This is a genomic window from Thermomonas sp. (genome assembly GCF_041905325.1).
In the GTDB taxonomy this organism is placed as follows: Bacteria; Pseudomonadota; Gammaproteobacteria; order Xanthomonadales; family Xanthomonadaceae; genus Thermomonas.
In genome coordinates this window covers 261,756-287,533 of sequence record NZ_JAYRLK010000002.1, presented here as the reverse complement: position 1 = coordinate 287,533, position 25,778 = coordinate 261,756, and the positions used below count along the sequence as shown (strand labels likewise).

The following is a 25,778-nucleotide window of genomic DNA, read 5'->3' as shown; positions in this document are numbered from 1 at the left end:
CTGCTGGCGATGCCACAGCAGCGCCAGCAACACCAGCACCAGTGCAAGCCCCGAGAGGATCGCGATCTGGAACTTGGATTGCAGCCCCAGCCAGTCGCGCTTCATTCGACCTCCGTGCGCACGCGCTGCACGCCCTTGGCCAGCGCCTCCAGCGCGCGGCGGTCACCGGCACTGATCGGCACGAAATGGCCGGTGTCCATGAACCGCCGCAACGCCTCGCCAGCCACCGGGTCGGAGGCGGCTTCCTGCAACACCTCGCGCAAGCGCGCCTCCACCTTCGGCTCCAGCCCGGTACGCGCCAGCATCAACGCGCGCGGCACGTCCTGGGTGCGGCCGATGATGCGGAAATCCTGCGCGAACGCCGGCGGCATGCGGCCGGGATTGATCCAGTCGAGGTTGCTGAGCACGCCGGCATCCACCAACCGCTTGTGGACCCAGGTGGTCACGTTCAGCTCGGTGCGCGCGAACACGTAGCCCACCCGGTCCGGCGCCGGCTTGTCCATCGGCGAGAGCAGCAATTCCAGCGACTGGCCCTGCTCCAGCAAAGTGTTGGCGGGCAGGAAATAGGCGCTGGTGGAATACGGGCTCTGGAACGCCACACTGTGCCCCGCCAGATCCTTCAGCGACTGCACCGGGCTGTCGCGGCGCACGAAGAACACGCTGTGGTAATGCGCCGCGCCATCGCGCTCGGTGATCAGGAAGGAATGCGCGACGCCGCGCTGCTCCAGCACGGCGGCGTTGCCGGCGGTTTCGTTGATCCAGTCCACGCGGCCACGCCGCAGGTAACTGGACATCTGCTGCAAGTCCTTGGCCATCAGGATGCGGCCGCTGCGAACACCCACCACCGCCATGCGCGGGATGACGTAATCCAGCAACGGCTTGAGCTGGTCGTAATGCGATTTCGGGTCATCGCTAACCCGCCCCAGCACCAGCACCCCGGCATCGCTTCCGGTCGGCACCGATTGCGCATGCGCCGCCGGCAGCCACGCGACCAGCAGGCAGGTCAGGCACGTCAGCGCGAGCAAGACACGACGCATGGAAACTGATGGCTGCCCTCGTCCTCGACCCTGCGAGGCTACCCTATTTTTCCGGCAACGGAAGCCTGTGCGGCCAACCGTGCCATGCGTTGGGCATCCGCCAGCACGCCGCGCAGCAGGCGCACGTCGGCGCTGTCGAGGTTGGCGCGCAGGTACAGGCGACGCAGCTTGCGCATCGCCGAATCCGGCGCGCGCCCCTTGTGGAAGTCGATCTGCTCGAGGGTCTCGGCCAGTTGTCCGAACAACCCCTCCAGTTCGGCGTGCGAAGCCACGCCCTCCGCCGGTGGCGGCGTGCGCCCCTCGACCGGCGTGGCATCGGTATCACCCAACAGCACGCAGCGCAGCTCGTAGCTGAGCACCTGCACCGCCGCAGCGAGGTTGAGCGAGCTGAAGGCCGGATCGGACGGGATATGCACCGCCGCATGGCAGAGCTGCAATTCGTCGTTGTCCAGCCCGGTGCGCTCGCGCCCGAACACCAGCGCCACCGGCCCGCTGGCGGTCGCCTGCACGGCGCGCACGGCGGCATCGCGCGGATGCAGCGGCTCCAGCTGGATGCGGCGGTTGCGCGCGGTGGCCCCCAACACCCAGCGGCAATCGGCTACCGCCTCGGCCAGGGTGGCGAACACCGGCGCGGATTCCACCAGATCGTCGGCACCGGCCGCCATCGCATGGGTGTCGCGGTCGGGTGCCTTTTCCGGGGCCACCAGCACCAGTTTCGACAGGCCCATGGTCTTCATCGCACGGGCCGCGGACCCGATGTTGCCGGGGTGCTGGGTGCCCACCAGCACGATGCGCAAACGCTCGGCGGCGGCGCTGGTCGAAGATGCATTCATGCGGCAATGGTAAACTTTGCGCGCCTGCCCCGGCGCAGGTCTTGCTCTTTTCCGTCGCTGTCCCCCTTTCCTCAATTGCGTTCGAGGCGTCGTTCCCATGCAAAAACCCGTCGTCACAGTCATGGTCAAGGCGGCCCGCGCGGCAGGTGGCGTCCTGTTGCGCAACATGAACAAGCTCGATGCGATCAACGTGATCGAGAAAGACCGGCTGGACTACGCCAGCGAGGTGGACGAGCAAGCCGAACAGGCCGTGATCAAGGAGCTGCGTCGCGCGTATCCCGATGCCGCATTCCTCGGTGAGGAAGGTGGCGCGCAGGGCCGCAAGGGTGGCGCGCTGTTCGTGATCGACCCGCTGGACGGCACCAGCAACTACCTGCACGGCTTCCCGCATTGGTGCGTGTCGATCGCGATGGTCGAACAGGGCGAGGTGCAGCACGGGGTGATCTTCGACCCGTTGCGCAACGAGCTGTTCACCGCCAGCCGCGGCAGTGGCGCACTGCTCAACGACCGTCGCATCCGCGTTTCCGAACGCAAGGACCTGAACGGCGCGATGCTGGGCACCGGCTTCCCGCCGCGCGAACGCGAGCGTGCGCCGGCGCAACTGGAATGCGTGCGCGAACTGCTGCGCAGCGCCGAGGACATCCGCCGCACCGGCTCGGCCGCGCTGGACCTGGCCTACGTGGCCTGCGGCCGCAGCGATGGTTTCTTCGAAGCCGGCCTGAAACCCTGGGACATCGCCGCCGGCGTGCTGCTGGTGCGCGAGGCCGGCGGCCGGGTCTGCGATTTCAAGGGTGCCCAGACCGCGCCGATGGACAGCCGCGGCATCCACGGCCGGCAGGTGGTGGCCGGCAACCAGAAGCTGTCCGCCGAACTGCAAAAACTCATCGTGCAATCCGGCTACGCCGCCGCGTTCGGCTGATCGCCCTTGCCCGCCACGCAAAAGGCCGCGCATCTCTGCGCGGCCTTTTCCTTGATTGCGAGATGACCGGGCCCCGGCCCGCGGCACTCAGGGACGTCGTGCAAGCTCCGCGTGGTCCTTGGCCTTCGGCATCAGGTCCTGCTTGGACACCTTGAACGGCCCGATGGTCAGCATCGGCACCGCCACGATCACCGACGACACCACCACGATCAACGCCCCGACCATGTGGGTTTCGGCCAGCCCCTCCATCGATTCGCCGCCGTACATGTACAGCGCCAGCGCCGACAGGAAGAACATCACCGCCGTGATGATCGTGCGGGACAGGGTCTGGTTGATCGAGCGATTGAGCACTTCCAGCGAATCCACCCGCAGGGTGCGGAAGTTCTCGCGCACGCGGTCGAACACCACGATGATGTCGTTGATCGCGAAGCCCATCACCGACAACAGGCCAGCCAACACGGTCAGGTCGAACTCGCGCCCCAGCATCGACATGTAGGCAATCGTCAGGATCAGGTCGAAGAACGCGGTGATGCTGGCCACCATCGCAAATTTGAACTCGAAGCGCGCGGCGATGTAGATCAGGAAGCCCACCAGCATGAACAAGGTGGCGTACACGCCGTTCATGGCCAGGTCGCGCCCCACTTGCGGGCCGACGAATTCACCCGGCTGCACGGTGGCCGGGTTGGCCGGGCTGGTGATGGCATCGCGCACGCGGTCGGCCACTTTCTGCGCGGCATCGGCGGCGTTGTTGTGCTCGGTGTCGGCCTGCAGGCGCACGATCACGTCGCTGCCGCCGCCCACGCTTTGCACCTGCGCGTTGTGGATACCCGCCGCCGTCAGCTTCTGGCGTACGTTGTCCACGTGCACCGGCTGCGCGAAATGCGTGCGCACCACGGTGCCGCCGGTGAATTCCAGCGCGAAGTTGAAACCCTTCAGGCCGATGATGGCCACCGACAGCACCAGCAGCAGCGCCATCACCACCAGCACCGGACGGCGATGGCGCATGAAGTCGATGGTGGTGTCATTGGGGATGAGATGAAGCGGGAACAGTTTCATGGAATGGTCTCTCTATCCCGTCAGATCGCCACGGATTGCAGCTTCTTGCGATGGCCGTAGATCAGCACCGCCAACCCGCGCGACACGGTGATCGCGGTGAACATCGAGGCGAAGATGCCGATGATCATGGTCAGCGCGAAGCCCTTCAGCGGGCCGGTGCCGAACGCATACAGCGCCACGCCCACGATCAGGCCGGTCAGGTTGGCGTCCATGATGGTGTGCGAGGCGCGCTCGTAACCCATCGCGATCGACGCCTTCGGCGGGATTCCCAGCCGCAACTCCTCGCGGATGCGCTCGTTGATCAGCACGTTGGCATCCACCGACAGGCCCACCGACAACGCCAACCCGGCGAAGCCCGGCAGGGTCATGGTGGCACCGAACATCGACATCACCGACACCACGATCAGCAGGTTGAACAGCAGCGCCACCGAGGTGATGGCACCGAACGCGCGGTAGTAGATGGTGAAGAACACCAGCGTGAAGATGAACGAGAACACCACCGCCTTGATGCCGCGGGCCACGTTCTCGGCACCCAGGCTGGGGCCGATCACGTATTCCTCGACGAAATCCATCGGCGCGGCCAGCGAACCTGCGCGCAGCAGCTTGGCCAGGCTGTCGGCTTCGTTGCGCTCCAGCCCGGTGGTCTGGAACTGCTTGCCGAACACGCCACTGATGTTGGCCACGGAAATCACTTCTTCCTTGACCTTGAAGCTGCGCACTTCCTTGCCATCGACCATGGTCACCTGCGGGATGCGCTCGGTGTACACCACCGCCATCGGCTTGCCGACGTTGGCGCTGGTGAAGTCGAACATGCGCTGCCCGCCGACGCCGTTCAGGGTCACGCTGACCGCCGGCAGGCCGTTCTGGTCGGTGGACGCGCTGGCGGTGACCATCTGGTCGCCGGTGGCGATCACGCGCTTGTTCAGCAGCACCGGGCGGCCATTGCGCTCGTGGTAGAGCTTGGCCTCCGGCGGCACGTGCCCGCTGGTTTCCGCCTCGCCTGCGTCGCCGTCCACCACCGCGCGGTATTCCAGGGTGGCGGTCGCGCCGATCATGCGCTTGGCCTCGGCAGTGTCCTGCACGCCCGGCAGTTCGACCACGATGCGGTCTTCGCCCTGGCGCTGGATGATCGGTTCGGCCACGCCCAGCTCGTTGACGCGGTTGCGCAAGGTGGTCAGGTTCTGCTCGATCGCACTGGAGGCGATCTGCTGCATCTCCGCCTGTGGCACGGTGACGGTGAGCCCGCTGGCGTCGCTGGCATAGGTCAGGGTGGGCTGCGCCTTCACCAACGCCGCACGCGCCTTGTCGTTGTCGGCCGGATTGGTGAGCACCACGCGCAGGGTGCTGGTGCCGTTGCGATCGACCGACCGATAACCCACGCGACTATCGCGCAAGGTGGTGCGGATGTCGTCGGCAAACGCCTCGAAACGCTTGTCCACCGCCGCCTGCTTGTCCACCTGCATGGCGAAGTGCACGCCGCCCACCAGGTCCAGGCCCAGCACCATGGGCTTGCCGCCCAGCCGGGTCAGCCAGGCCGGCACGGTGGAGGCCAGGTTCAGCGCCACCGTGTAGCCATCGCCGACTTTTTCGCGGATCAGGTTGTTGGCGCGGGTCTGGTCTTCCAGCGACTGCATGCGGACGATCAGGTTGTTGCCTTCCACGGCCACCGCCTTGGGGGCCAGGTGCGCATCACGCAGCAAGCCGACCACACGGGACTTGAGGGCGTCATTGACCTGTGCACCACGGTTGGCGGTGATCTGGACGGAGGGGTCTTTCTGGTAAGCATTCGGCAGCGCATACAACACGCTGACCGCCAGGATCACCAGGATGAGGAAGTATTTCCAGCGCGGGAATTCAAGCATTGCAGGATCCTGCTCGACGCCGTCAGGGCGTCAGGTCGTGTCAGGCCAATACGGAAGGAACGGCTCAGGCGGACTTCAGCGTGCCCTTCGGCAGAACGCTGGCAATGGCACCCTTCTGCACGCGCAACTGCACGCCGCTGGCCACTTCCACGGTGATGAAGGCATCGCCCAGGCCCACCACGGTGCCGGCGATGCCGCCATTGGTGATGACTTCATCGCCCTTGCCCAGCTTGTCCAGCATCGCGCGATGTTCCTTCTGCCGCTTCATCTGCGGACGGATCATCAGGAAGTACATGACCGCAATCAGGACCACCATCATGACGGGGCCTTGCCACAGGCTGGGCGCCGCAGCCGGTGCATTGGCACCTTGGGCGTGGGCAACGGGAACGATCAGATCAAGCAGGAAAGCGAGCGGGTTCATCGGGAATCCGTGTCAGCGAAAACGAAAGGACTGGCCGAGGCCAGCCGGGGATTATGCCATGCATTGCCCCTGCCATCCCCCGGATGGCGCGCGCGGGGCTCAGGCGGCACGCCGCGCCGCGTAAAAGGACTCGCGAAAGTCGGCGAAAGTTCCCGCCGCGATCGCGTCGCGCATCTGCGCCATCAGCCGCTGGTAGTAGCGCAGGTTGTGCAGCGTGCCCAGCACCGGGCCCAGCATCTCGTTGCAGCGGTCCAGGTGGCGCAGGTAGCTGCGGCTGAAGCCGCCGGCGCAGGCCACGCAGTCGCAGCCCTCCTCGATCGGCCGCAGGTCGTGCTCGTACTGGCTGTTGCGCACGCGCACCACCCCGGTCGAAGTGAAGAAGTGGCCGTTGCGGGCGTTGCGGGTCGGCATCACGCAGTCGAACATGTCGATGCCGCGCGCCACCGCCTCTACCAAGTCCTCCGGCCGGCCCACGCCCATCAGGTAGCGCGGGCGGTCCTGCGGCAGCTGCGGGCAGGTGTGGTCGAGCATGGCATTGCGCTCGTCCTCGGTTTCGCCCACCGCCAGTCCACCGATCGCGTAGCCGTCGAAGCCGATCCGCTGCAAGCCTGCTGCCGACAGCGTGCGCAGGTCGTGATGCACGCCGCCCTGGACGATGCCGAACAGCGCCGCGTCGTTGCCCTCGTGGGCTTTTTTCGAACGCTCGGCCCAGCGCAGGGACAGCTCCATCGATTTCTCGACCACCCGACGGTGCACCGGCTGGCCGTGCTTGTCGTTCACCGGCGGGCACTCGTCGAAGATCATCACGATGTCGCTGCCCAGCACCTTCTGGATGTGCATGGACTCCTCGGGGCCGAGGAAGACCTTGCGGCCGTCGGTGGGCGCGGCGAAGGTCACGCCGGCTTCGGTGATCTTGCGGCGGTGGGCCAGCGAGAACACCTGGAAGCCGCCGGAGTCGGTGAGGATCGGCCCGTCCCAGCGGGCGAAGCCATGCAGGCCGCCGTGCGCCTCGATCACTTCAAGACCGGGCCGCAGGAACAGGTGGAAGGTATTGCCAAGAATGATTTGCGCACCCAGGTTCTTGATCTGCGGCGGCAACACGCCCTTGACCGAGCCGTAGGTGCCCACCGGCATGAACGCCGGGGTCTCGATGACCCCGCGCGGGAAGGTGATGCGGCCGCGGCGGGCGGCGCCGTCGGTGTTGAGCAATTGGAACTGCATGCGGCTCATCGAATATCGCCTGCGCCGGTGTCGGCCATGGGGTACTCCTTGTCGGCGCGGGGGAACATCCTGTTCCACGCGCCGTCGCGCGCCATCCATGGCGCGCTCTCCGGAGCACCCCATGGCCGGCACCGACGCGTGGAAAGTTCAGCGCGCATCACTCGCCTCCGGCCACAGCAGCATCGCGTCGCCATAGCTGAAGAAGCGGTAGCGCTGCTGCACCGCGTGTTCGTAGGCAGCGAACATCCGCTGCTTGCCGGCGAACGCCGACACCAGCATCAGCAGGGTCGATTCGGGCAGGTGGAAATTGGTCATCAGCGCGTCGATGCTGCGGATCTTGTAGCCGGGGAAGATGAAGATGCGGGTATCGCCGGCGAATGGCAAAAGTTCGCCATCGACCATCGCACTCTCCAGCGCGCGCACCACAGTAGTGCCCACGGCAATGACCCGGCCTCCGGCAGCGCGGGTGCGGCGCACCTTGGCGACGAGTTCCGCACCGACATTGATCCACTCGCTGTGCATGCGATGGCTGTGCACATCATCCACCCGCACCGGCTGGAAGGTGCCGGCGCCGACGTGCAGGGTGACGTGGCCGAATTCGACTGCGCGTGCACGCAGCGCGTCCAGCAAGGCTTCGTCGAAATGCAGGCCCGCGGTCGGTGCAGCCACCGCACCGGTTTCGCGCGCGAACACAGTCTGGTAGCGCTCGCGATCTGCCGCATCCGGGCGACGCTCGATGTAGGGCGGCAGCGGCAGCTGGCCGGCGTGCTGCAGCCATGCCTCCAGCGGGCCATCGACATGGAAGCGCAGCTGCCAGAAACCGTCCTCCAGGCGCGCCAGCACCTCCGCTTCGCCGCCGGCATCCAGCGCGACCTGGCTGCCGATCTGCGGCGGCTTGCTCACGCCCAGCTGCACCCGCGCCTCGTTGTTCGACAGCAAGCGCTCGATCAGGATCTCCACCCGCCCGCCGGTCGCCTTGGCGCCGAACAGCCGCGCCGGGATCACCCGGGTGTCGTTGAACACCAGCAGGTCGCCGGCGCGCAGCAACGACGGCAGGTCGCGCACCTGCAGGTCGGCGAAGGCGGCATCGCCCGGAGGCACATGCAACAGGCGGCTGGCGGAACGCTCGGGCAGCGGCGCCTGCGCGATCAGCTCCGGCGGCAGGTCGTAGTGGAAATCGGAGGTCTTCAAGGGGGCGGGGACGGCAAGGGAACCGCGCATTGTATGCCGCGTCAGCGTTCGAACTTGGTGGACAGGATGATCGAGGTATTGGTGCGCTCCACCCCGTCGATGACGCCGATGCGGTCGGTCAGCACGTCCATCTCACCCACCGTGGACGTCACCGCCAGCGCGATCAGGTCGTTGTCGCCGCTGATCGAATACAGCACCCGCACCTCGTGCATGGCCTGCAGCGCCTTCACCACCGCGGTCATCTGCTTGGGCCGCAGGGTGATCAGGATGTGCGCGCGGATGCGGCTGCGCTCCAGTTCGTCGTCGATCCGCACGGTGTAGCCGCGGATCACCCCCTGCTGCTCCAGCCGCGCGATGCGGTTTTGCACGGTGGTCCGCGACAGGCCCAAACGACGGGCAATGTCGGCGGTGGCGGCGCGGGCGTCCTCGCGAAGCAGGGACAGCAATTGTTCGTCGGCAGGGGAAATTCTCATATCGTCGAATGATAACGTCGATTCGCCCAATATGCTCGGCATTCAAGGCGAATTCACCCTACCTTATGACGGCGATCCCGCCATAATGTCAGGTTTCGCCAGCCGCCATCTTGCGGCCCGGCCCGGACGGGAGACACCTCATGAGCCTGATCGACACCCTCGCCCCCTTGCGGGCCCACGGCAAGGCCCGCACCACCGGGCTGGACGACGCCACCCTGCTCGACTTCGCCGCGCGCGATCCGCTGCTGGGCGAGGCCGTGGCCGCCGCCGCGCAGGAGTACGCCGCCGTTCGCGCCGAATTCCCGGAGCTGCTGGCGCTGGACGAAAACGCCCAAGCCGCGCAGGTGCAGGCCGGCTTCGTCAATTTCTACGCTGCCGACGCCGCCAACCCCTACGTGGCGCTGACCGCGCGCGGCCCGTGGATCGTCACCCTGAAGGGCGCGGTGCTGTACGACACCGGCGGCTACGGCATGCTGGGCCTGGGCCACGCACCGGCGGCCGTGATCGCGGCGATGAGCAAGCCGCAGGCGATGGCCAACATCATGACCCCGCACGTCTCGCAGCTGCGCTTCACCAATGCGATGCGCAAGGAGATCGGCCAGACGCGCGCCGCCAGGCAAGGCGACAGCTGCCCGTACACCGCCTTCATGTGCCTGAACTCCGGCTCGGAGTCGGTGTCGCTGGCTTCGCGGATCGTGGATGCCAACGCCAAGGTCCAGACCGACGCCGGTGCGCGCCATGCCGGCAAGGCGATCAAGCGGCTGGTGGTGAAGGGCGCCTTCCATGGCCGCACCGAGCGTCCGGCGCTGTACTCCGACTCCAGCCGCAAGACCTACATCCAGCACCTGGCCAGCTTCCGCGGCGAGGATTCGGTGCTGACCGTGGCCCCGTACGACAACGACGCGCTGCGCAAGATCTTCGCCGAGGCCGACGTCAACGGCTGGTTCATCGAGGCGATGTTCCTCGAGCCGGTGATGGGCGAAGGCGACCCCGGCCGCAGTGTGCCGGTGGAGTTCTACAACCTGGCCCGCGAGCTGACCCGCGCCCACGGCAGCCTGCTGCTGGTGGACTCCATCCAGGCCGGCCTGCGCGCCACCGGCTACCTGTCGATCGTGGACTACCCCGGCTTCGAGAACGCCGAGGCACCGGACATGGAAACCTATTCCAAGGCGCTCAACGCCGGCCAGTACCCGCTGTCGGTGCTGGCGGTGGGCGACACCGCCGCAGGCATCTACAAGCGCGGCCTGTACGGCAACACCATGACCGCCAACCCGCGCGCGCTGGACGTGGCCTGCACCGTGCTGGCCTCGCTGACGCCGGAACTGCGCGCCAACATCCAGCAGCGCGGCCGCGATGCGCTCGCCCTGCTGGAGGCACTGAAGGCCGAATTGAACGGCCCGATCACCAAGGTGCAGGGCACCGGGTTGCTGTTCTCCTGCGAGTTGACCAAGCAGTTCAAGGGCTACGGTGCCGGCTCCACCGAGGAATGGATGCGCGAACATGGCATCGGCGTGATCCACGGCGGCGAGAACTCGCTGCGCTTCACCCCGCAGTTCGCGATCAGCGATGCAGAGCTCAAGCTGGTGGTGGCGATGGTCAAGCGTGCCATTCTGGAAGGCCCGCGCATGGCGGCTTGACGGCTGTCCGCTGTTTGCGCGTCAATGCGGGGCGGCCATCGGTCGCCCCGTTTTTTGTCCGGGCCACGCGCCCGTGATGCCTGCCGAACGCGGCCTGTCCAATGAGGCTTGTGCAATGAAAATCGTCGAAGTCGACCACCCGCTGGTGCGCCACAAGCTGGGCAAGCTGCGCGACATCGCCACCGACCCGGTGCATTTCCGCCAGCTTGCCGGCGAGATCGCCGGGCTGCTGGCGTTCGAAGCCACCCGCGACCTGCCCACCGAAGCCATCACCGTGCAGACCTGGGCCGGCCCGCTGCAAGTGCAGCACGTGCGCGGCGAGGACCTGACCCTGGTGCCGATCCTGCGCGCCGGCCTCGGCTTCCTGCCCGGCGTGCAGGCATTGCTGCCCGCTGCGCCGGTCAGCGTGGTGGGCCTGCGCCGCAACGAAACCACCTATCGTCCGGAAGGCTATTACCAGCGCCTGGCCGACCGCATGGAGCAGCGCACCGCGCTGCTGATCGACCCGATGCTGGCCACCGGCGGCAGTGCGGCGGCGGCGATCGGCTTGCTCAAGGACGCCGGCTGCCCGCGCATCAAGTGCATCTTCCTGGTGGCCGCGCCAGAAGGCCTGCGCGCGCTGGAAGCCGCGCATCCGGACATCGAGGTCTTCGTGGCCGCCATCGACGAGCGGCTGGACGAGAATGCGTATATCCACCCCGGATTGGGCGATGCCGGTGATCGCCTGTTCGGCACCCCGGTGGACTGAGCGCCCCTGCCCGTTCGCCGTGGCCCAGCCGGCCATGCCCTGCCTGGCAGCAGTTACCCCGCGCGATGGTAGGGATGGTTGGCCAGCAGCGCGGCAGCGCGATAGACCTGCTCGGCCAGCACCAGCCGCACCAGCATGTGCGGCAGGGTCAGCGGGCCCAGCGACCAGTGTTCGTCGGCGCGGGCGATGACCTCCGGCGCGTGACCTTCGGGGCCCCCGATCAGGAAGGCGAGATCACGGCCCTGCCCGCGCCAATGCTCCAGCCGTTGCGCAAGCTGCTCGGAGGAATGCATCTTCCCGCGCCCGTCCAGCACCACCACGTGGGCGCCCTTCGGCAGCGCGGCCAGCACGCGGGCACCCTCGTCGGCCATCGCCCGGGCGGTGTCGCGGCCCTTGCCGCGCATGCCGGGCTCCACCTCCATCAGCGCCAGCGGCAACCAGTGCGAGAGGCGTTTCTGATATTCGGAAAACCCCTGCGCCACCCAGCCGGGTGCGCGCTCGCCAACGGCGATCAACAGGGCCTTCATCCTGCGCACCCGCCCCCGACCAGGGGAAGCGGCTCAGGCAACCCCGGCCTCGGCGTCGTCCCCCGGGGGCTGGTCGCCGACCGACCACAACCGCTCCAATGCGTAGAACTCGCGCACGCGCGGCAGCATGACGTGGACGATCACGTCGCCCAGATCCACCAGCACCCACTCGGCTTCGCGCTCGCCTTCCACGCCCAGCGGCATCACGTCGAGTTTCTTGGCGAAACGCACCACTTCGTCGGCCGCCGACTTCACGTGGCGGGTGGAGGTACCGGAGGCCACCACCATGTAGTCGCAAACGCTGCTCTTGCCACGCACGTCGAGTTCGACGATGTCTTTGGCCTTGAGTTCCTCCAGGCCGGCGTGGACGGCTTGCAACAGGGCATCCACCGACGGCGGCGGGGTGGGCAAACTGGTCTTGATGACTTGGGCGGCGTTGGTCAAGGAGAAGCGCTCGTTGGACTGGCAGCCATTATAACGGCCGGGACGCGGTACAAATTGAGGCGGGCGATGCAGGCGGCCACCGGTTCAGATACCCAGTCCTGCCAGGGCTCGCCGGCGGCGATGCGACGGCGCAGCTCGGTGGAGGATTCCGGGCGCAATCCGGGCAGCGGCAAGACGGTGAAGCCGCCCTGCGGGCGGCCAGCCAATGCCCCCGCAGGCAGCCCGCGGGGGCTGATCTCCGCCAGCACCTCGGGCGCGGCATCCCGCAGGTGCTGCGCATCCAGCGAGGTCTCCGGGCGCTGCACCACCACCAGATGCGCCAGCGCGAACAACTCGCGCCAACGGTGCCAGGTATGCAATTGCAGCAGGGAATCGGCACCGATCAGCCACGCCAACGGCACCTGCGGGCCCAGCTCGGCCCGCAGCTCAAGCAGGGTTTCGACGGTATAGGACGGCCCTGCACGCCGCAGTTCACGGCGGTCCACGCGCAGCCCGGCCTCGCCGGCCACCGCCAGATCCAGCAGCATGGCACGCTGTTCGGCGTTGGCGTGGGTGCCGACCTTGTGCGGCGGGTCGCCGGCCGGCAACAGGCTGACCTCGGCGCGCAGAGCATCGCGGGCGGCCCGGGCAATGGCCAGGTGGCCGTTGTGCACCGGGTCGAAGCTGCCACCGTACAGCACCCGCAGCGGCGTGCTCACGAGGCCAGCAGGCGCAAGGCGCCGGGGTCGGCCACCGCCAGCAGCAGGCGCTCCAATTGCAACCAGGGATCGAACGATTCACGCCCCGGGCGGGCCCGGCCCTTGGCCACCCGGTCCACCCCACCGGCTTCCACCAGCATGCGCTGCCAACGTTCCGGGGAATGCCGCGACAAGGCCCGTTTGTAGGTCGCTTGCTTGGATTCCCAGATGCGTTGCGCCTTGCATTCGGCGGCAAAATCGCGCGCACGCGCCAGGGTTGCCACGGTGTGCAATTCCTTCACCACCATCCCCATCAACGCGGGGATGGCCTCGCCTTCGGCCTGCAGGCCGGCCACGATGCGCGACACCTGCGCAGGCTGGCCATTCAACGCGGCGTCCATCAACCGGAACACGTCGAAACGTGCCGAATCGGCGACCAGCGCGTCCATGCGCGCAACATCCAGCACGTCGTCCTGCCCTTGCAGCAGCAGCGCGAGCTTGTCCACTTCCTGCGCCGCCGCCAGCAGATTGCCTTCCACCCGCTGCGCCAGTCGCGCGATGGCGTCCGGGGTGGCTTTCAAGCCCCGGCTGCGCAGGCGCTGCCCCAACCAACTCCCCATTTCGTGCGGCTTCACCGGCCAGAACGTGACCAGGTGCCCGGCCTTGGCCACCGCCTCGCTCCATTTGCCGGCATGCGCCTTCGACCATTCACCCGCCACCACCAGCAAGGTCACGTCGGCGGCGGGTTGCGCACAGAAGCCGCTGATCAGCTTCGCGCCCTCGGTACCCGGCTTGCCGGTCGGCAGGCGGATTTCCACCAGCCGCCGGCTGGCAAACAGGCTGGGCGCATGCAGCGATGCTTGCAGTGCACCCCAATCGGCATCGCGGCCTTCCATGTCATGCACTTCGCGCTCGGCGATCCCCTGCGCGCGCGCGGCGGCACGCACCGCGTCGGCCGCCTCCAGCACCAGCAGCGTCTCGCTGCCGGCGATCAGGTAGACCGGGCGCAGCGGCTCCCCGCGCAACTGCGCCGCCAGGCGGTCGCCGGAGAGCTCCATCCCGGCTTACGGTGCCGGCTTGGTGGTGGTGGCATCCACCCGGCGCAGGATGGCCGCCGCCATGTCGCGCTGCAGTTCGCGCACCAGCAATTCGCGCTCGCTGGCCTTGCCGATGGAGTCCACCGCCGGGGCCAGGTAGTCGCGCGACAGCTCCACCGCCTGCTGCGGCACCGCCACGCTGCCGTCGGCACGACGCAGGCTGAACACCACCGCGTAGCGCAGCATGTACTCCTGCGCGCGGCCGGACGGGTCGTGGCTGATGGGCGTGTCGGCCCATTGCTCGGAAATGATTTGCAAGGTGGCCGCACCTTCGCTGGCATCCTGCGGTGCCGCTTTTGCACCGGCGCGTTGCAGGCCGTCGGCCAGCAAGTCCGCCAGCGGGCTGAAGCTGTCCACGGCCAGTACCCGCACCGGGCCGAGGTTGGCCGGCAGGTTGAGCGCATTGCGCAGATGGAAGCCGCAGCCGGACAGCAGCGCGACGGACAGGGCGAGGATGGCGAGGCGACGGGTCATGGCGGCAGTCCAGGAGGTTTTGATCGTCATCCCCGCGAAGGCGGGGATGACGGCATTGTCACACCACGATATTGACGATCTTTCCGGGGACGACAATCACCTTCTTCGGCGCCTGCCCGGCCACGAACGCGGCCACGTTCGGCTCCGCCAGCGCGGCGGCTTCGATCGCCTCGCGCGGGGTGTCCACGCCGACCTCGATCGTGCCGCGCAGCTTGCCGTTGACCTGCACCGCCAGCGTCACCGCATCGCGCACCAGCGCGGCCGCATCCGGTTTCGGGAATGGCACATCTTCCAGCAGCGTTTCCGGATGGCCCAGCACCTGCCACAGCGCGTGGCAGACATGCGGGGTGATGGGATTGAGCAGCAGCACGATCGCCTCGAACGCCTCATGGCGCACCGCGCGGCCCTGCCCGCTCATGTCGCCGAACTTGCCGACGTGGTTGAGCAGTTCCATCAGCGCGGCGATGGCGGTGTTGAAGCTGTGGCGGCGTCCGTAGTCGTCCCCCACTTTCTGGATGGCTTCGTGCACCTGCCGGCGCAAGGTCTTCTGCGCGGCATCAAGCTGCGCGGCGTCAACGGCCGGGTGGTCCGGCTGCGCGGCGTGCGCGTGCACGTCGCGCCACAGGCGGCGCAGGAAGCGCGCCATGCCCTCCACCCCGGCATCGCTCCACTCCAGCGACTGCTCCGGCGGCGCGGCGAACATCGAGAACAGGCGCACGGTGTCAGCGCCGTACTTGTCCACCAGCAGCTGCGGGTCAACGCCGTTGTTCTTCGACTTCGACATCTTCTCGGTGCCGCCGATCGACACCGGCTGGCCGTCGCTGCGCGAAATCGCGCCGATGACGCGCATCCGCTCGTCCTGGATCAGCTCGACCTCGGCGGGGTTGATCCATTCCTTCGCGCCGTGCGCGTCTTCGCGGTAGAAGGTATCGGCAATCACCATGCCCTGGGTGAGCAGGCGGGTGGCCGGCTCGCTGCTGCGCACCAGCCCCGCGTCGCGCAGCAGCTTGTGGTAGAAACGGAAGTACATCAGGTGCAGGATCGCGTGTTCGATGCCGCCGATGTACTGGTCGACCGGCAGCCAGTAGTTGGCGCGCTCGTCCACCATGTCGGCGGCACCCGGTGCCGTGTAGCGGGCGTAGTACCAGCTCGACTCCATGAAGGTGTCGAAGGTGTCGGTCTCGCGCTCGGCCGCGCCACCGCACTGCGGGCAGCAGGTCTTGCGCCATTCCGGGTCGGACTTGATCGGCGAATGCACGTCGCCGCTGGCGAAGGCATCGGCCACGTCCTCGGGCAGCAGTACCGGCAGCTGATCCTCCGGCACCGGCACCGCGCCGCAACTTGCGCAGTAGACCACCGGGATCGGGCAACCCCAATAACGCTGGCGCGACACGCCCCAGTCGCGCAGGCGGAAATTGACGCGACGCCTGCCCTTGCCCTCGGCCTCGAGTTTGGCGGCAATGGCATCGAAGGCAGCATCGAAGTCCAGGCCGTTGAACTCCCCGGAATTGATCAGCCAGCCGCACTCGGTGTGCGCGCATTCGTGCTCGATCCGATCCATGTAGCCGTCAACCACGGCGACGGCGGCATCCACGTCCACCACGTCAACCGGGCCACGTTCGCCCAGCGCCGCAGCCATTGGATCATCGTGCTCCCGCAAATGCGCGGTGATTTCCTCCAGCGCATCGCGGGTGGCGGCATCCACGATCACCGGCATCGCCGGCAAACCGTAGGCGTCGGCGAACTCCCAATCGCGCTGGTCGTGCGCCGGCACCGCCATCACCGCACCGGTGCCGTAGCCCATCAGCACGAAGTTGGCGACATAGATCGGGATGTCCGCGCCAGTCAGCGGGTGCTTCGCCCACTGCCCGGTGGCCATGCCGCGTTTTTCCTGGGTTTCCAGTTCCGCCTCGGACACCCCGCCATGCTTGAGTTCGGCCAGGAACGCGGCCAGTTCCGGGTTGCCTTGCGCGGCTTTCAGCGCCAACGGGTGTTCGCCCGCAATGCTGATGAAGGTCACGCCCATCAAGGTATCGGGGCGGGTGGTGAAGACCGTCAACGGCGCGGCCTCGCCATCCACCTCGAACTGGATTTCCAGGCCTTCGCTGCGACCGATCCAGTTGCGCTGCATGGTCTTGACCGAATCCGGCCAGCCATCCAGCCCGTTCAATTCATCCAGCAGTTCCTGTGCGTAATCGGTGATGCGCAGGAACCACTGCGGAATCTCGCGCTTTTCCACCAATGCGCCGGTGCGCCAGCCGCGGCCATCGATCACCTGCTCGTTGGCCAGCACGGTCTGGTCCACCGGATCCCAGTTCACCACCGAGTTCTTGCGATAGGCCACGCCCTTTTTCAGCAGGCGCACGAACATGCGCTGCTCGTGGGCGTAGTAATCGGGCTTGCAGGTGGCGAACTCGCGGCTCCAGTCGATGGCATAGCCCAGCGACTTCAACTGCCCGCGCATGTGCTCGATGTTGGAATACGTCCACTTCGCCGGCGCGGTTTTGTTCTTGATCGCGGCGTTCTCGGCCGGCAGACCGAAGGCGTCCCAGCCCATCGGCTGCAGCACGTTGTGGCCGGTCATGCGCTTGTGGCGGCTGATGACATCGCCGATGGTGTAATTGCGAACGTGGCCGACGTGCAGCGCGCCGGACGGGTACGGCAGCATCGACAGGCAGTAGTACTTGGGCTTGGCCGAATCCTCGCGCACCTCGAAGGCGCGGGTGCTGGCCCAGAACGACTGGGCGGCGGATTCGACGGTGCGGGGATCGTAAATGACAGGTTCGGACACGGCGGACAACGCTGGAATCGGGCCGGAAAGCCTACCGCAGTGCGGCATTTGCCGCCATGATGACCGTTTCTCGGATATCCGGTTCCCCCCCATGACCCTGGAATGGCTCGGCTACGTGGCCGCCACCTGCACCACGCTGTCATTCGTGCCGCAGGCGGTGAAAACCCTGCGCACGCGCGACACCTCGGGCATTTCGCTGTGGATGTACGTGGTATTCACCTTCGGCATCGCCTGCTGGTTCGGCTACGGCATCTTCCTGGAGTCGTGGCCGATGATCGTCTCCAACGCGATCACTTTCGGCTTGGGTGCGCTGATTTTGCGCTTGAAGTTGAAACACGGCTGAGCACGACGGCGGCCAACAGCCACCAGCCAAACCACAGTGCGAACGCCAGCCGCTGTGCCACCCCCACCCATGCCCCGACGGGAGCCAGCACCGCGATCACCGGCACCAGTACCCCCGCGCCCACGCACGCCAGCGCAAACGCCCACTGCCGCCGCAGCCCCAGCAGCCCCGCGCCGGGCACGAACGCAAGCCACCACAGCATCCACATCAGTGCATGCAGGCGCATGGCCTGCACATCCACGCCACTGGCATCCAGTGCGAATACCCCTTGCAACGCGAACGCCAGCGCCGACAATTGCACCAGCGCCAGCCCGACCCGCGCCGCCCAGCCGGCCTCGCGCAGGCCCGTGCGCAGCCTGTGCGCCGCCAGCGCCAAGGCGAGCCCCGGCAACAAAAACGCCGCCGCGTTGAACAGCATCGCCCCCGGCAAACCGCTAGCCCCGCGCAAGGCCACCGGATGGATGCGATGAGAAAACTCGGGCACGCCGAGGTTGGCCAGCAACAAGGCCAGCGTGAACAGAAGGATGGCGACCAGCACCCAACCTGTCGCCACGTGAATACGTTTCATCCCTGCCTGCTCCACTGGAACACCTCCTCGATGCGCACGCCGAGCGCGTCGGCGATGCGGAAGCCCAATTCCAATGATGGGGCGTAACGCCCCGCCTCCAGCGCGATGATGGTCTGGCGGGTGACACCGCAGGCGTCCGCCAGCGCCTGCTGGGTCATTTCCCCATGCTCGAAACGCAGGCGGCGTATCTGGTTGGTGATGGGGGTGCCGCTCATGCCACCGCCCGCCGATCCCGCCAATACAAGCCGGCCATCACCACCTGCTCACACCACAGGCCTGCCAGCAGCACCAACATCAACGCATGGGCGATAAAGGGGTAGCTGAAACCATGCAAGCGTTCGGTTTCGGAAAACCCCAGCAACACCGCAATACCGATGATGCCCACCACCATCACGCAGCGCGCCCAATTACCGGCGGCCAAGGTGATCTGCGCATCGCGTTCATCGGCCAGCACCTTGCCGCCCCAACGCCGCTTCAATACCTGCGCCAACACCACCCACGCCACGAACAACATGCCGATCTGCCGGCCGGCCGCGCCGGCATCAGGGTTGCGGCCAATGGGCACCGCCGGCTGGAATGCGGGCGCGTGCACGAAACAGGCGGCGATGACGACACTGACGAATGCCACCCCCACCCACGCCTGCCATTCGCCCGGCGCGATCTGCGCCTCAGCCTCGCTGTGCGGGATGCGCTGCACGGCATCCACACACCACCACACGGCAGCAACGAAGACCACGGCCCCCACCCAATCCGCCGGAAACGGGATATCGCGGTACGCGCCGCTGAAAAACAGTGCCAAACCCAACCCGCCCAACAGCAGGCAGGCGATCAATTGGGATCGCGGCGACAAGCTCAGCATGACGTAAACTCCAGAGAACTAAATGTAAGGTGTAATTTACATATCAGTCTCGCAATGTCAATTGTTTTTTACATTGCCTTGTGATTTCACGTCCTTGTCGCCATGTTCTTGTCATCGCAATGCCCATAACTGCCCCCCATGACCAACGCCCCCAATCCCCACGTCTTCGACGCCACCGCCGCCACGTTTGAAGACACGGTGATCCGCAAATCGCTGGAGACCCCCGTGCTGGTGGATTTCTGGGCGACATGGTGCGCGCCGTGCAAGACCCTGGGGCCGATCCTGGAGAAGCTGGCCGCCGAGTATCACGGCGCCTTCGTGCTGGCCAAGGTGGACGTGGACAAGGAGCAGGAGCTGGCGGCCGCGTTCCAGATCCGCTCGGTGCCCACGATTGCCGTCGTGAAGGATGGGCAGTTGCTGGGGGCGGTGCCGGGTGCGCTGCCGGAAGGGCAATTGCGCGAGATGCTCAAGCAGGTCGGCATCGAGCCGGCCGCGGCCCCGGTGGAAGACGCCGTGGCTCAAGCCGCCCCCATCGACCCGCATCAAGAGGTGCTGCGCCTGCGCAACCTGGCCGAGGCCGAGCCGGACAAGGCCGAACACCAGCTTGATCTCGCCCTGGCCCTGCTGCAGATCGGTGCCGCCGGCGAGGCCGAGCAGTTGCTGGACGCATTGCCGGCCAACCTGGCCACCGACGACCGCGCCATCAAGGCCCGTGCCAAGCTGGGCTTTGCCGCCCTGCTCAAGGACGCGCCACCGGCCGAAGTGCTGGAGACGGCGCTGGCCCGCGACCCCGGCGACCTGCGTGCGCGCCACCTGTTGGGGGTGCGCCTGCTGGTGGCCGGCGATGCCGAAGCCGGGCTGGCGCAATTCATCGAGATGCTCCGGCGCAACAAGGCGTTTGGCGACGGACTGGCGCGCAAGACCCTGATCGACGCCTTCCGCGTGCTGGACGACGACGACCTGGTGAGCCGCGTGCGCCGGCAGATGTCGGCGCTGCTGCTGGTGTAAGCGGAAACGCCGGGCCGGCGTCGTACCGCGGATCGGTGGCATTCCCTTGCGCGCGGTGTCCGTCGTATCCTCCGCCCGGGCCTGGGCGCGAGGAACGCCGTGACGGACATGTCTTATCCCGTGATCAACGGCTACCGCATCCTGCGGGTGATCGGCCATGGCGGCATGGCCACGGTGTACCTGGCCGAACAGCTGTCGCTGGACCGCAAGGTGGCACTGAAGGTGATGTTGGCCGAGGCACTGGCCGACGAGGTCAGCCGCGCCCGCTTCGAGAACGAGGCACGCACCATTGCCCGGCTGGAACATCCCAACATCGTCGGCATCTACGAAGTGGGGCGCACCGCCGATGGCCTGCCTTTCTATTCGATGCCGCACCTGCCGCACGGCCACTTGGCCCAGCGCAAGCTGGCCGGCGACCAGCCGCGGGTGGCGTCGATCCTGCGCAGCCTGCTGCAAGGCCTGGACTACGCCCATGTGCGCGGGGTGGTGCATCGCGACGTCAAGGCCGAGAACGTCCTGTTCGATGAAACCGACCGCCCGTTGCTGGCGGATTTCGGCATCGCCCTGCGGCGTGGCAACAATCCGCGCCTGACCAACGCTGGCCTGGCGGTGGGCAGTACCGCCTACATGCCCCCCGAACAGGCGCGCGGACAAACCGTGGACCGCCGCGCGGACCTGTACAGCATCGGCGTGCTGGCTTACGAAATGCTGCTGGGCCGGCTGCCCTACAACGCCGGCGATGCCCTGTCGATGGCACTCAAGCATGTGCAGGAGCCGATCCCGCGCCTGCCCGCGGCACTCAAGCACTGGCAGGACTTCATCGACAAGGCGATGGCCAAGCAGCCCGAGCAGCGCCATGCCAGCGCCAACGAGATGCTGGGCGCGCTGGACGCGCTGGAACGCCGGGCCGGCAAGGCCTTCGCAGCCGTGGAAGTGCCGGCGGCGGAGCAGCCCGTGCCCGCGGCCATCGCCCGCTGGCGCTGGCCCGCCGTGGCCATCGGCGCAGGGCTGACAGCGGTGGCGGTTGCCGCCCTCATTCACTGGCGGCAGCCGCTGCCGGCGACACCGGAAACCACCGCCACGGCCACCACCACCCCGGCCGCACCAACCGCCACCGCACCCTCTTCTCCCCCCGCGCCGGTCATCGACGTCACCAGCGCACCCGACAGCGCCGGGTTGACTGCCTACATCGCCAACGCCGAAGCGCAATTGCGTGCCGGCCAACTGCTGGCACCCGCCAATGGCAATGCCTGGGACAGCGTGGAAGCCGCATGGCGCACCGACGCCACCCATGCCGACACCCTGCGCCTGACCGCATTGCTGTTCGACGCCCTGGGCAGCGCCGCCGAACGCGCGCTGCGCAACGACAACCCGGTGCAGGCCCGCGCCGCCTTCGAACACGCCAGGACCCTGGATGTCCGCCGGGGCGGCACCGGTGTCGCCGTGGTCGCCCTGCGCAAGCGCCTGGATGCCGCGCTGGACGACCGCGTGACCTTGTTGCTAGCCAAGCCGGCCACGCGTGCCGCCGCCGGCAAATTGCTGGCCGCCACCACCCCATGGCTGGAGCTGGAGCCCACCCGCCAGAAGAGCCTGCAGGCCCGCATCGCCGCCATGGCCGGCACGCTTCCAGCCGCCACTGCGGATGCCGTCGCCAAGCCCGCGCCCGCGCCGGCCTCCCCATTGACCTTCCTCACCGTCACCCGCGCCGATTACGCCCGCTTCGCCAATGCCCATGGGCGCGCACCGGCCGAGTGCGGCAAGGGGTTCTTCGGTCGCACCCTGCGCTGGAACAATACCGGCGGCGACCGCCGCCCGGTGGTCTGCGTGTCCGCCGCTGATGCCCTGGCCTACGCCAACTGGCTGGGTGCGCAGGATGGCCACCGCTATCGCCTGCCCAGCGCCGGCGAGGCCGCTGCCCAAGGGCGCTTGCCGCTGGCGGCATGGTTGAACCTGTGCGCCGACCACACCTGCCAGCAGCGTGCCGCCAGCGGCAGACCGCAACCGCTGGACGCCGGCCGCGGCTACGACAACGTGGGCATCGTGCTGGCACGCACGCAGTGACGCACTCGCCTCCGGCCCGGAACCGGCCGGAGGCCTGCGGCGTCAGGCCGCACGCAAGCGGAATTTCGCCACTTGTCCGGCCAGCGCATGGGCCTGGTCGGCCATCGAACGAGCCGCGGCACTGGCCTCTTCCACCAGCGCGGCGTTCTGCTGGGTACCGTTGTCCAGTTCGGTCACGGCCTGGTTGACGACGCCGACCCCTGCCGACTGCTCATCGGTGGCCGCGCTGATGTCCGCCACCAATCCCGACACCTTGCCCACTTCCTTCACCAGCTTGTCGATGGCGTCGCCCGCCTGACGCACCTGCACCGAGCCTTGATCCACCGCCTGCACCGAGGACTCGATCAATGCCTTGATCTCGCGCGCCGAGGTGGCCGACCGCTGCGCCAGCGCCCGCACTTCACCGGCCACCACCGCAAAGCCGCGCCCCTGCTCACCGGCACGCGCCGCTTCCACTGCCGCATTCAATGCCAGGATATTGGTCTGGAAGGCGATGCCGTCGATCACGCCGATGATTTCCTCGATCTTGTGCGAGGCGGTGGTGATCTTCTGCATCGTGGCCACCGCCGACGCCACCACCCGGCTGCCCTCGCCGGCGATGCCGGCGGCATTCTCGGCCAGCGTGCGGGCGTTGCGGGCGTTGGCGGCGTTGTGCTGCACGGTGGAGGCCAGTTCCTCCATCGACGATGCGGTTTCTTCCAGGCTGGCGGCTTGCATTTCCGTGCGCTGCGACAGGTCGTCGTTGCCGGAAGCGATTTCCGCTGCTGCGGCGTTGATGGCCGCCACCGCCTCCTGGATCTGCCCCACCATCTCGGTGAGCTTGTCCACGGTGCCATTGGCGTTGGCCGCCATCTCCCCGAACGCGCCGCCCAGCCGCACTTCCACGCGGTGGGTCAAATCCCCCTCGGCCAAGGCATGCAGGACCCCCTGGATCGTCTGGATCGCCAACTGGATGTTGCCCAGCATGGCATTGACATTGCGCGCCAGCGCCAGATGGAAATCCCGCTTGCCCCGTTCGTCGATCCGCCCGTCCAGGTCGCCGTGCGCCGCCTGCGCGACGATCGAGGCGATCTCGTCCTCGACGGCCAGTTCCAGCGTGCGGTCCTTCCACTCGCCGACATAACTGACCACGCCGCCCTTTTCGTCCAGCACCGGGGTGATGACGACATCGAACGTCAACCCGCCCAGTACCATCCGTTCCGCATGCGGTGCCTGCAACTGCTCCAGCAGCGCGCTCCAGCGGGCCGGATCGGGCGACAGGTTTTCCAGTTGCATGCCCGTCATCGCATCGCAGCGGAACCCGGGCAGTTGCTCGGCGATGGCGGATTCGGCATGGCCGAACGTCTCGCGCATGGCCCGGTTGACGAACGTGACCTTGCGCTTGCCGTCGGCCACCAGCAGGTTGGTGCCGATGTCCAGCGACCGGACGATGCGCGCGGCCTTGTCGGCTTCGCGGCGCATTTCCTCGGTCTGGAAATGCTGGCGTACCTGCATGCTCTTGATGCCGCGCAGCACGTCGCCCAGCTCGTCGCCCCGGGCGATGTCCACCGCCCCGGTGAACACGTTGCCGGCCATTTCACGCAGGACCCGGCTTGCGGCCGTGCAGCGCCCGTTCAAATCCCTGGCCAGCCACCAGCCGGCGAACAGCGAGAACAACGTGCCGGCCAGCAACAGCCCCCATTCCAATGCGGCCGCATGCCCCGCCAGCAGCAGCAACGCCGCCGCCAGCACCGGCCCGAACGCTGCCAGCAGGTAGTAGCGGGCACCCAGCGACAGCTTCCACAAGGGATTCAAGCGCTCGGCCAGCGGCACTTCCACCACCTGCCCGTTGCGGATGGCCACGTTGCGCAGCCGTCCGGCCCGCAATGCCGCGTAGTCGCGCTCGGCCTGCGCCACCAGGGCCCGGCCCGGCTTGCGCCGCACCGACAGATACCCGGTGATATCCCCCTTTTCATCACGAATCGGTGCCACATGGGCATCCACCCAGTAGTGGTCGCCGTTCTTGCAACAGTTCTTCACCAACCCGGTCCATGGATGCCCCTGCTGGAGGGTGGCCCACATGTCCGCGAAGGCGGCCGCCGGCATGTCCGGGTGACGAATGATGTTGTGCGGCTGGCCTATCAGCTCTTCTTCGCTGTAGCCGCTGATTTCGCAGAAATAGTCGTTGATGTAGGTGATCGCCCCGCCCTTGTTGGTGCGGGAAATGATCAGCTCGCCGTCGCGGTATTCGCGCTCGTGCCCGGTGACGGGGCGCTCTTGCAGGGCCTTGCGGGAGAGTCGCGTCCGCCCGCCACCCGCAAGCCCCCTGGAATCTCGTCCGGCGCTTGCGCCACCGTGTTCACCGTCGGCCATGTTCCCCTCGTCCCATTGGTTTTTTCCTGACTCTCGGTAACGACTGTGTTCAGGGAAACTTTAGGAATGCCGGGCTGGCATGCGGCGGCATCCACTAGACTGTACGCATGCCCCCTTCCCCCTCGCTTGGCCTGCGCCTGCAGCGCCTGTTCCTGACCGGCCTGCTCACCCTGTTGCCACTGTGGCTGACCTGGGTGGTGGTGAAGTTCGTCTTCCTGCTGCTGGGCGACCTCAGCCGGCCGCTGGTGGAGCCGGGGCTGCAAAGCGTGGCCGCCGGCAACCCGCTCACGTTCGGCTGGCTGGTGGAGCCCTGGGTGCGCAACGCCATCGCGCTGGTGGCCACGGTGGGGGCCATCCTGCTGGCCGGCTGGCTGACACGGCGGGTGGTGGGCCAACGCCTGCTGGGCTGGTTCGAAGCCCTGATCGCCCGCATTCCGCTGGCCAGCACCATCTACGGCAGCGCGCGCAAGCTGCTGGACATCCTGCAAACCAAGCCGGATGGCACCCAGCGGGTGGTCCTGATCGACTTCCCGCACAACGAAATGAAGACCCTGGGCTTCGTCACCCGGGTGATGCGCGAGCAAGGCAGCGGGCGCGAACTGGCGGCGGTGTATGTCCCCACCACCCCCAACCCGACCTCCGGCTACCTGGAAATCGTGCCGATGGAGAAGATCACCCCCACCGACTGGACGGTGGACCAGGCGATGAGCTTCATCATCAGTGGCGGCGCGGTGGCACCGGACTCGATCCCGTTCTCGCCACCGACACCCGCGCCAGCCCGCGACTGACCGCCGTTCTTCCTGCGGCCTGACATCGGTCAAGGCGGTGCCGCCGTCGCTGGCCGATCATGCCGCCACAGCACTCCCCTCCCCCTTTTTCATCCGGAGCTTCCCCATGTTGTTCGATGTCCTTGGCCTTGTCGACGAAACCACCGCCCGTTCCATCGCGTTTGCGGTCCATGCGCTGGACCCGCAGGCCAAGATCACCGCCAACATCGGCCGCGGCCGCCTGCTGGTGGAAAGCGGCACGCTGAAGGAAGCCGATATCGGCGATGCCCTGCGCGCCGCCGGTTTCCCGGCTTCGCTGGCCCCGGAGCACCCGGAAGGCAGCACCTGCTGCGGCAGTTGCGGCTGATCCCCACGCATCCCCGGCCAAGGCCCGCGCACTGCAGGCCTTGGC

Annotated in this window: 26 protein-coding genes; 8 read left to right on the top strand and 18 right to left on the bottom strand. The window is 67.3% G+C overall.

Annotation, left to right across the window (positions count from 1 at the left end; genetic code table 11):
* Positions 1-101: 101 nt before the first annotated feature.
* Positions 102-1,037, bottom strand: a complete 936-nt coding sequence (locus ACE3OK_RS03585; protein WP_374248168.1) for a phosphate/phosphite/phosphonate ABC transporter substrate-binding protein — start codon at positions 1,035-1,037, stop codon at positions 102-104.
* A 38-nt stretch (positions 1,038-1,075) separates the two neighbouring features.
* The gene (locus ACE3OK_RS03580) at positions 1,076-1,870 is read right to left on the bottom strand and encodes an RNA methyltransferase (RefSeq protein WP_374248167.1); all 795 of its coding nucleotides are present in this window, start codon (positions 1,868-1,870) and stop codon (positions 1,076-1,078) included.
* Positions 1,871-1,967: 97 nt separating this feature from the next.
* Here ACE3OK_RS03580 and ACE3OK_RS03575 point away from each other — a divergent pair, with 97 nt between their 5' ends.
* Entirely contained in the window at positions 1,968-2,789 is an 822-nt protein-coding gene (locus tag ACE3OK_RS03575) for an inositol monophosphatase family protein (protein WP_374248166.1), read from the top strand.
* Between the two features lie 87 nt (positions 2,790-2,876).
* Here ACE3OK_RS03575 and secF read toward each other — a convergent pair whose 3' ends face one another.
* The 6 genes from secF to ACE3OK_RS03545 form a co-directional block, all read right to left on the bottom strand.
* A complete protein-coding gene (gene secF / locus ACE3OK_RS03570) occupies positions 2,877-3,845 on the bottom strand; it encodes a protein translocase subunit SecF (protein ID WP_374248165.1) in 969 nt (322 codons plus the stop codon).
* 20 nt (positions 3,846-3,865) lie between these two features.
* Positions 3,866-5,707, bottom strand: coding sequence for a protein translocase subunit SecD (gene secD, locus ACE3OK_RS03565; protein WP_374248164.1), 1,842 nt, complete (start codon positions 5,705-5,707; stop codon positions 3,866-3,868).
* Between the two features lie 64 nt (positions 5,708-5,771).
* Complete coding sequence (yajC, locus tag ACE3OK_RS03560; RefSeq protein WP_374248163.1) at positions 5,772-6,128, bottom strand: preprotein translocase subunit YajC; 357 nt, start codon at positions 6,126-6,128, stop codon at positions 5,772-5,774.
* Between the two features lie 99 nt (positions 6,129-6,227).
* Positions 6,228-7,358 (bottom strand): tRNA guanosine(34) transglycosylase Tgt, encoded by a 1,131-nt coding sequence (gene tgt, locus ACE3OK_RS03555; protein ID WP_374248162.1) that lies wholly within the window; start codon positions 7,356-7,358, stop codon positions 6,228-6,230.
* A gap of 138 nt (positions 7,359-7,496) precedes the next feature.
* Positions 7,497-8,570, bottom strand: coding sequence for a tRNA preQ1(34) S-adenosylmethionine ribosyltransferase-isomerase QueA (queA, locus tag ACE3OK_RS03550; RefSeq protein ID WP_374248161.1), 1,074 nt, complete (start codon positions 8,568-8,570; stop codon positions 7,497-7,499).
* An 11-nt stretch (positions 8,571-8,581) separates the two neighbouring features.
* Entirely contained in the window at positions 8,582-9,013 is a 432-nt protein-coding gene (locus ACE3OK_RS03545; RefSeq protein WP_374248295.1) for an Lrp/AsnC family transcriptional regulator, read from the bottom strand.
* A gap of 140 nt (positions 9,014-9,153) precedes the next feature.
* Between ACE3OK_RS03545 and ACE3OK_RS03540 the strand changes: the two genes are divergently transcribed.
* A complete protein-coding gene (locus ACE3OK_RS03540; protein ID WP_374248160.1) occupies positions 9,154-10,650 on the top strand; it encodes an aminotransferase class III-fold pyridoxal phosphate-dependent enzyme in 1,497 nt (498 codons plus the stop codon).
* A 115-nt stretch (positions 10,651-10,765) separates the two neighbouring features.
* Entirely contained in the window at positions 10,766-11,398 is a 633-nt protein-coding gene (gene upp, locus ACE3OK_RS03535; protein WP_374248159.1) for a uracil phosphoribosyltransferase, read from the top strand.
* Positions 11,399-11,451: 53 nt separating this feature from the next.
* On the opposite strand, the gene rlmH is transcribed toward upp, so the two are convergent.
* Genes rlmH through leuS form a run of 6 tightly spaced genes read right to left on the bottom strand, consistent with a single transcriptional unit; the run spans position 11,452 to position 17,417 of the window.
* Positions 11,452-11,925, bottom strand: a complete 474-nt coding sequence (gene rlmH, locus ACE3OK_RS03530; RefSeq protein ID WP_374248158.1) for a 23S rRNA (pseudouridine(1915)-N(3))-methyltransferase RlmH — start codon at positions 11,923-11,925, stop codon at positions 11,452-11,454.
* 33 nt (positions 11,926-11,958) lie between these two features.
* The gene (gene rsfS, locus ACE3OK_RS03525) at positions 11,959-12,369 is read right to left on the bottom strand and encodes a ribosome silencing factor (RefSeq protein WP_374248157.1); all 411 of its coding nucleotides are present in this window, start codon (positions 12,367-12,369) and stop codon (positions 11,959-11,961) included.
* Complete coding sequence (gene nadD, locus ACE3OK_RS03520) at positions 12,366-13,067, bottom strand: nicotinate-nucleotide adenylyltransferase (RefSeq protein WP_374248156.1); 702 nt, start codon at positions 13,065-13,067, stop codon at positions 12,366-12,368. The genes rsfS and nadD overlap by 4 nt, the downstream gene beginning before the upstream one ends.
* Complete coding sequence (gene holA, locus ACE3OK_RS03515) at positions 13,064-14,104, bottom strand: DNA polymerase III subunit delta (RefSeq protein WP_374248155.1); 1,041 nt, start codon at positions 14,102-14,104, stop codon at positions 13,064-13,066. Before holA ends, nadD begins: the two co-directional genes overlap by 4 nt.
* 6 nt (positions 14,105-14,110) lie before the next feature.
* Positions 14,111-14,617 (bottom strand): LPS assembly lipoprotein LptE, encoded by a 507-nt coding sequence (lptE, locus tag ACE3OK_RS03510; protein WP_374248154.1) that lies wholly within the window; start codon positions 14,615-14,617, stop codon positions 14,111-14,113.
* A 58-nt stretch (positions 14,618-14,675) separates the two neighbouring features.
* Positions 14,676-17,417, bottom strand: coding sequence for a leucine--tRNA ligase (leuS, locus tag ACE3OK_RS03505; protein WP_374248152.1), 2,742 nt, complete (start codon positions 17,415-17,417; stop codon positions 14,676-14,678).
* Positions 17,418-17,499: 82 nt separating this feature from the next.
* On the opposite strand from leuS, the gene ACE3OK_RS03500 reads away from it, so the two are divergent.
* A complete protein-coding gene (locus ACE3OK_RS03500; protein ID WP_374248151.1) occupies positions 17,500-17,751 on the top strand; it encodes a SemiSWEET transporter in 252 nt (83 codons plus the stop codon).
* On the opposite strand, the gene ACE3OK_RS03495 is transcribed toward ACE3OK_RS03500, so the two are convergent.
* The 3 genes from ACE3OK_RS03495 to ACE3OK_RS03485 are packed head-to-tail and all read right to left on the bottom strand — an operon-like array spanning position 17,699 to position 19,178.
* A complete protein-coding gene (locus ACE3OK_RS03495; protein ID WP_374248150.1) occupies positions 17,699-18,319 on the bottom strand; it encodes a DUF998 domain-containing protein in 621 nt (206 codons plus the stop codon). The two genes, ACE3OK_RS03500 and ACE3OK_RS03495, sit on opposite strands and share 53 nt — an antisense overlap.
* Complete coding sequence (locus ACE3OK_RS03490; RefSeq protein ID WP_374248149.1) at positions 18,316-18,534, bottom strand: helix-turn-helix transcriptional regulator; 219 nt, start codon at positions 18,532-18,534, stop codon at positions 18,316-18,318. The genes ACE3OK_RS03495 and ACE3OK_RS03490 overlap by 4 nt, the downstream gene beginning before the upstream one ends.
* Complete coding sequence (locus tag ACE3OK_RS03485) at positions 18,531-19,178, bottom strand: hypothetical protein (protein WP_374248148.1); 648 nt, start codon at positions 19,176-19,178, stop codon at positions 18,531-18,533. Before ACE3OK_RS03485 ends, ACE3OK_RS03490 begins: the two co-directional genes overlap by 4 nt.
* Positions 19,179-19,316: 138 nt before the next feature.
* On the opposite strand from ACE3OK_RS03485, the gene trxA reads away from it, so the two are divergent.
* Together trxA and ACE3OK_RS03475 are read left to right on the top strand one after the other, a co-directional pair.
* The gene (gene trxA, locus ACE3OK_RS03480) at positions 19,317-20,186 is read left to right on the top strand and encodes a thioredoxin (RefSeq protein WP_374248147.1); all 870 of its coding nucleotides are present in this window, start codon (positions 19,317-19,319) and stop codon (positions 20,184-20,186) included.
* A gap of 108 nt (positions 20,187-20,294) precedes the next feature.
* Complete coding sequence (locus tag ACE3OK_RS03475; RefSeq protein ID WP_374248146.1) at positions 20,295-22,247, top strand: bifunctional serine/threonine-protein kinase/formylglycine-generating enzyme family protein; 1,953 nt, start codon at positions 20,295-20,297, stop codon at positions 22,245-22,247.
* A 42-nt stretch (positions 22,248-22,289) separates the two neighbouring features.
* Here the strand turns inward: ACE3OK_RS03475 and ACE3OK_RS03470 are convergent, their stop codons facing one another.
* Positions 22,290-24,599: a methyl-accepting chemotaxis protein gene (locus ACE3OK_RS03470; RefSeq protein ID WP_374248145.1), complete on the bottom strand. Its 2,310-nt coding sequence runs from the start codon at positions 24,597-24,599 to the stop codon at positions 22,290-22,292.
* A 107-nt stretch (positions 24,600-24,706) separates the two neighbouring features.
* On the opposite strand from ACE3OK_RS03470, the gene ACE3OK_RS03465 reads away from it, so the two are divergent.
* Both ACE3OK_RS03465 and ACE3OK_RS03460 read left to right on the top strand, forming a co-directional pair.
* Positions 24,707-25,387, top strand: a complete 681-nt coding sequence (locus tag ACE3OK_RS03465) for a DUF502 domain-containing protein (protein WP_374248144.1) — start codon at positions 24,707-24,709, stop codon at positions 25,385-25,387.
* A gap of 106 nt (positions 25,388-25,493) precedes the next feature.
* Entirely contained in the window at positions 25,494-25,733 is a 240-nt protein-coding gene (locus tag ACE3OK_RS03460) for a hypothetical protein (protein ID WP_374248143.1), read from the top strand.
* The last annotated feature ends 45 nt before the right edge of the window (positions 25,734-25,778 follow it).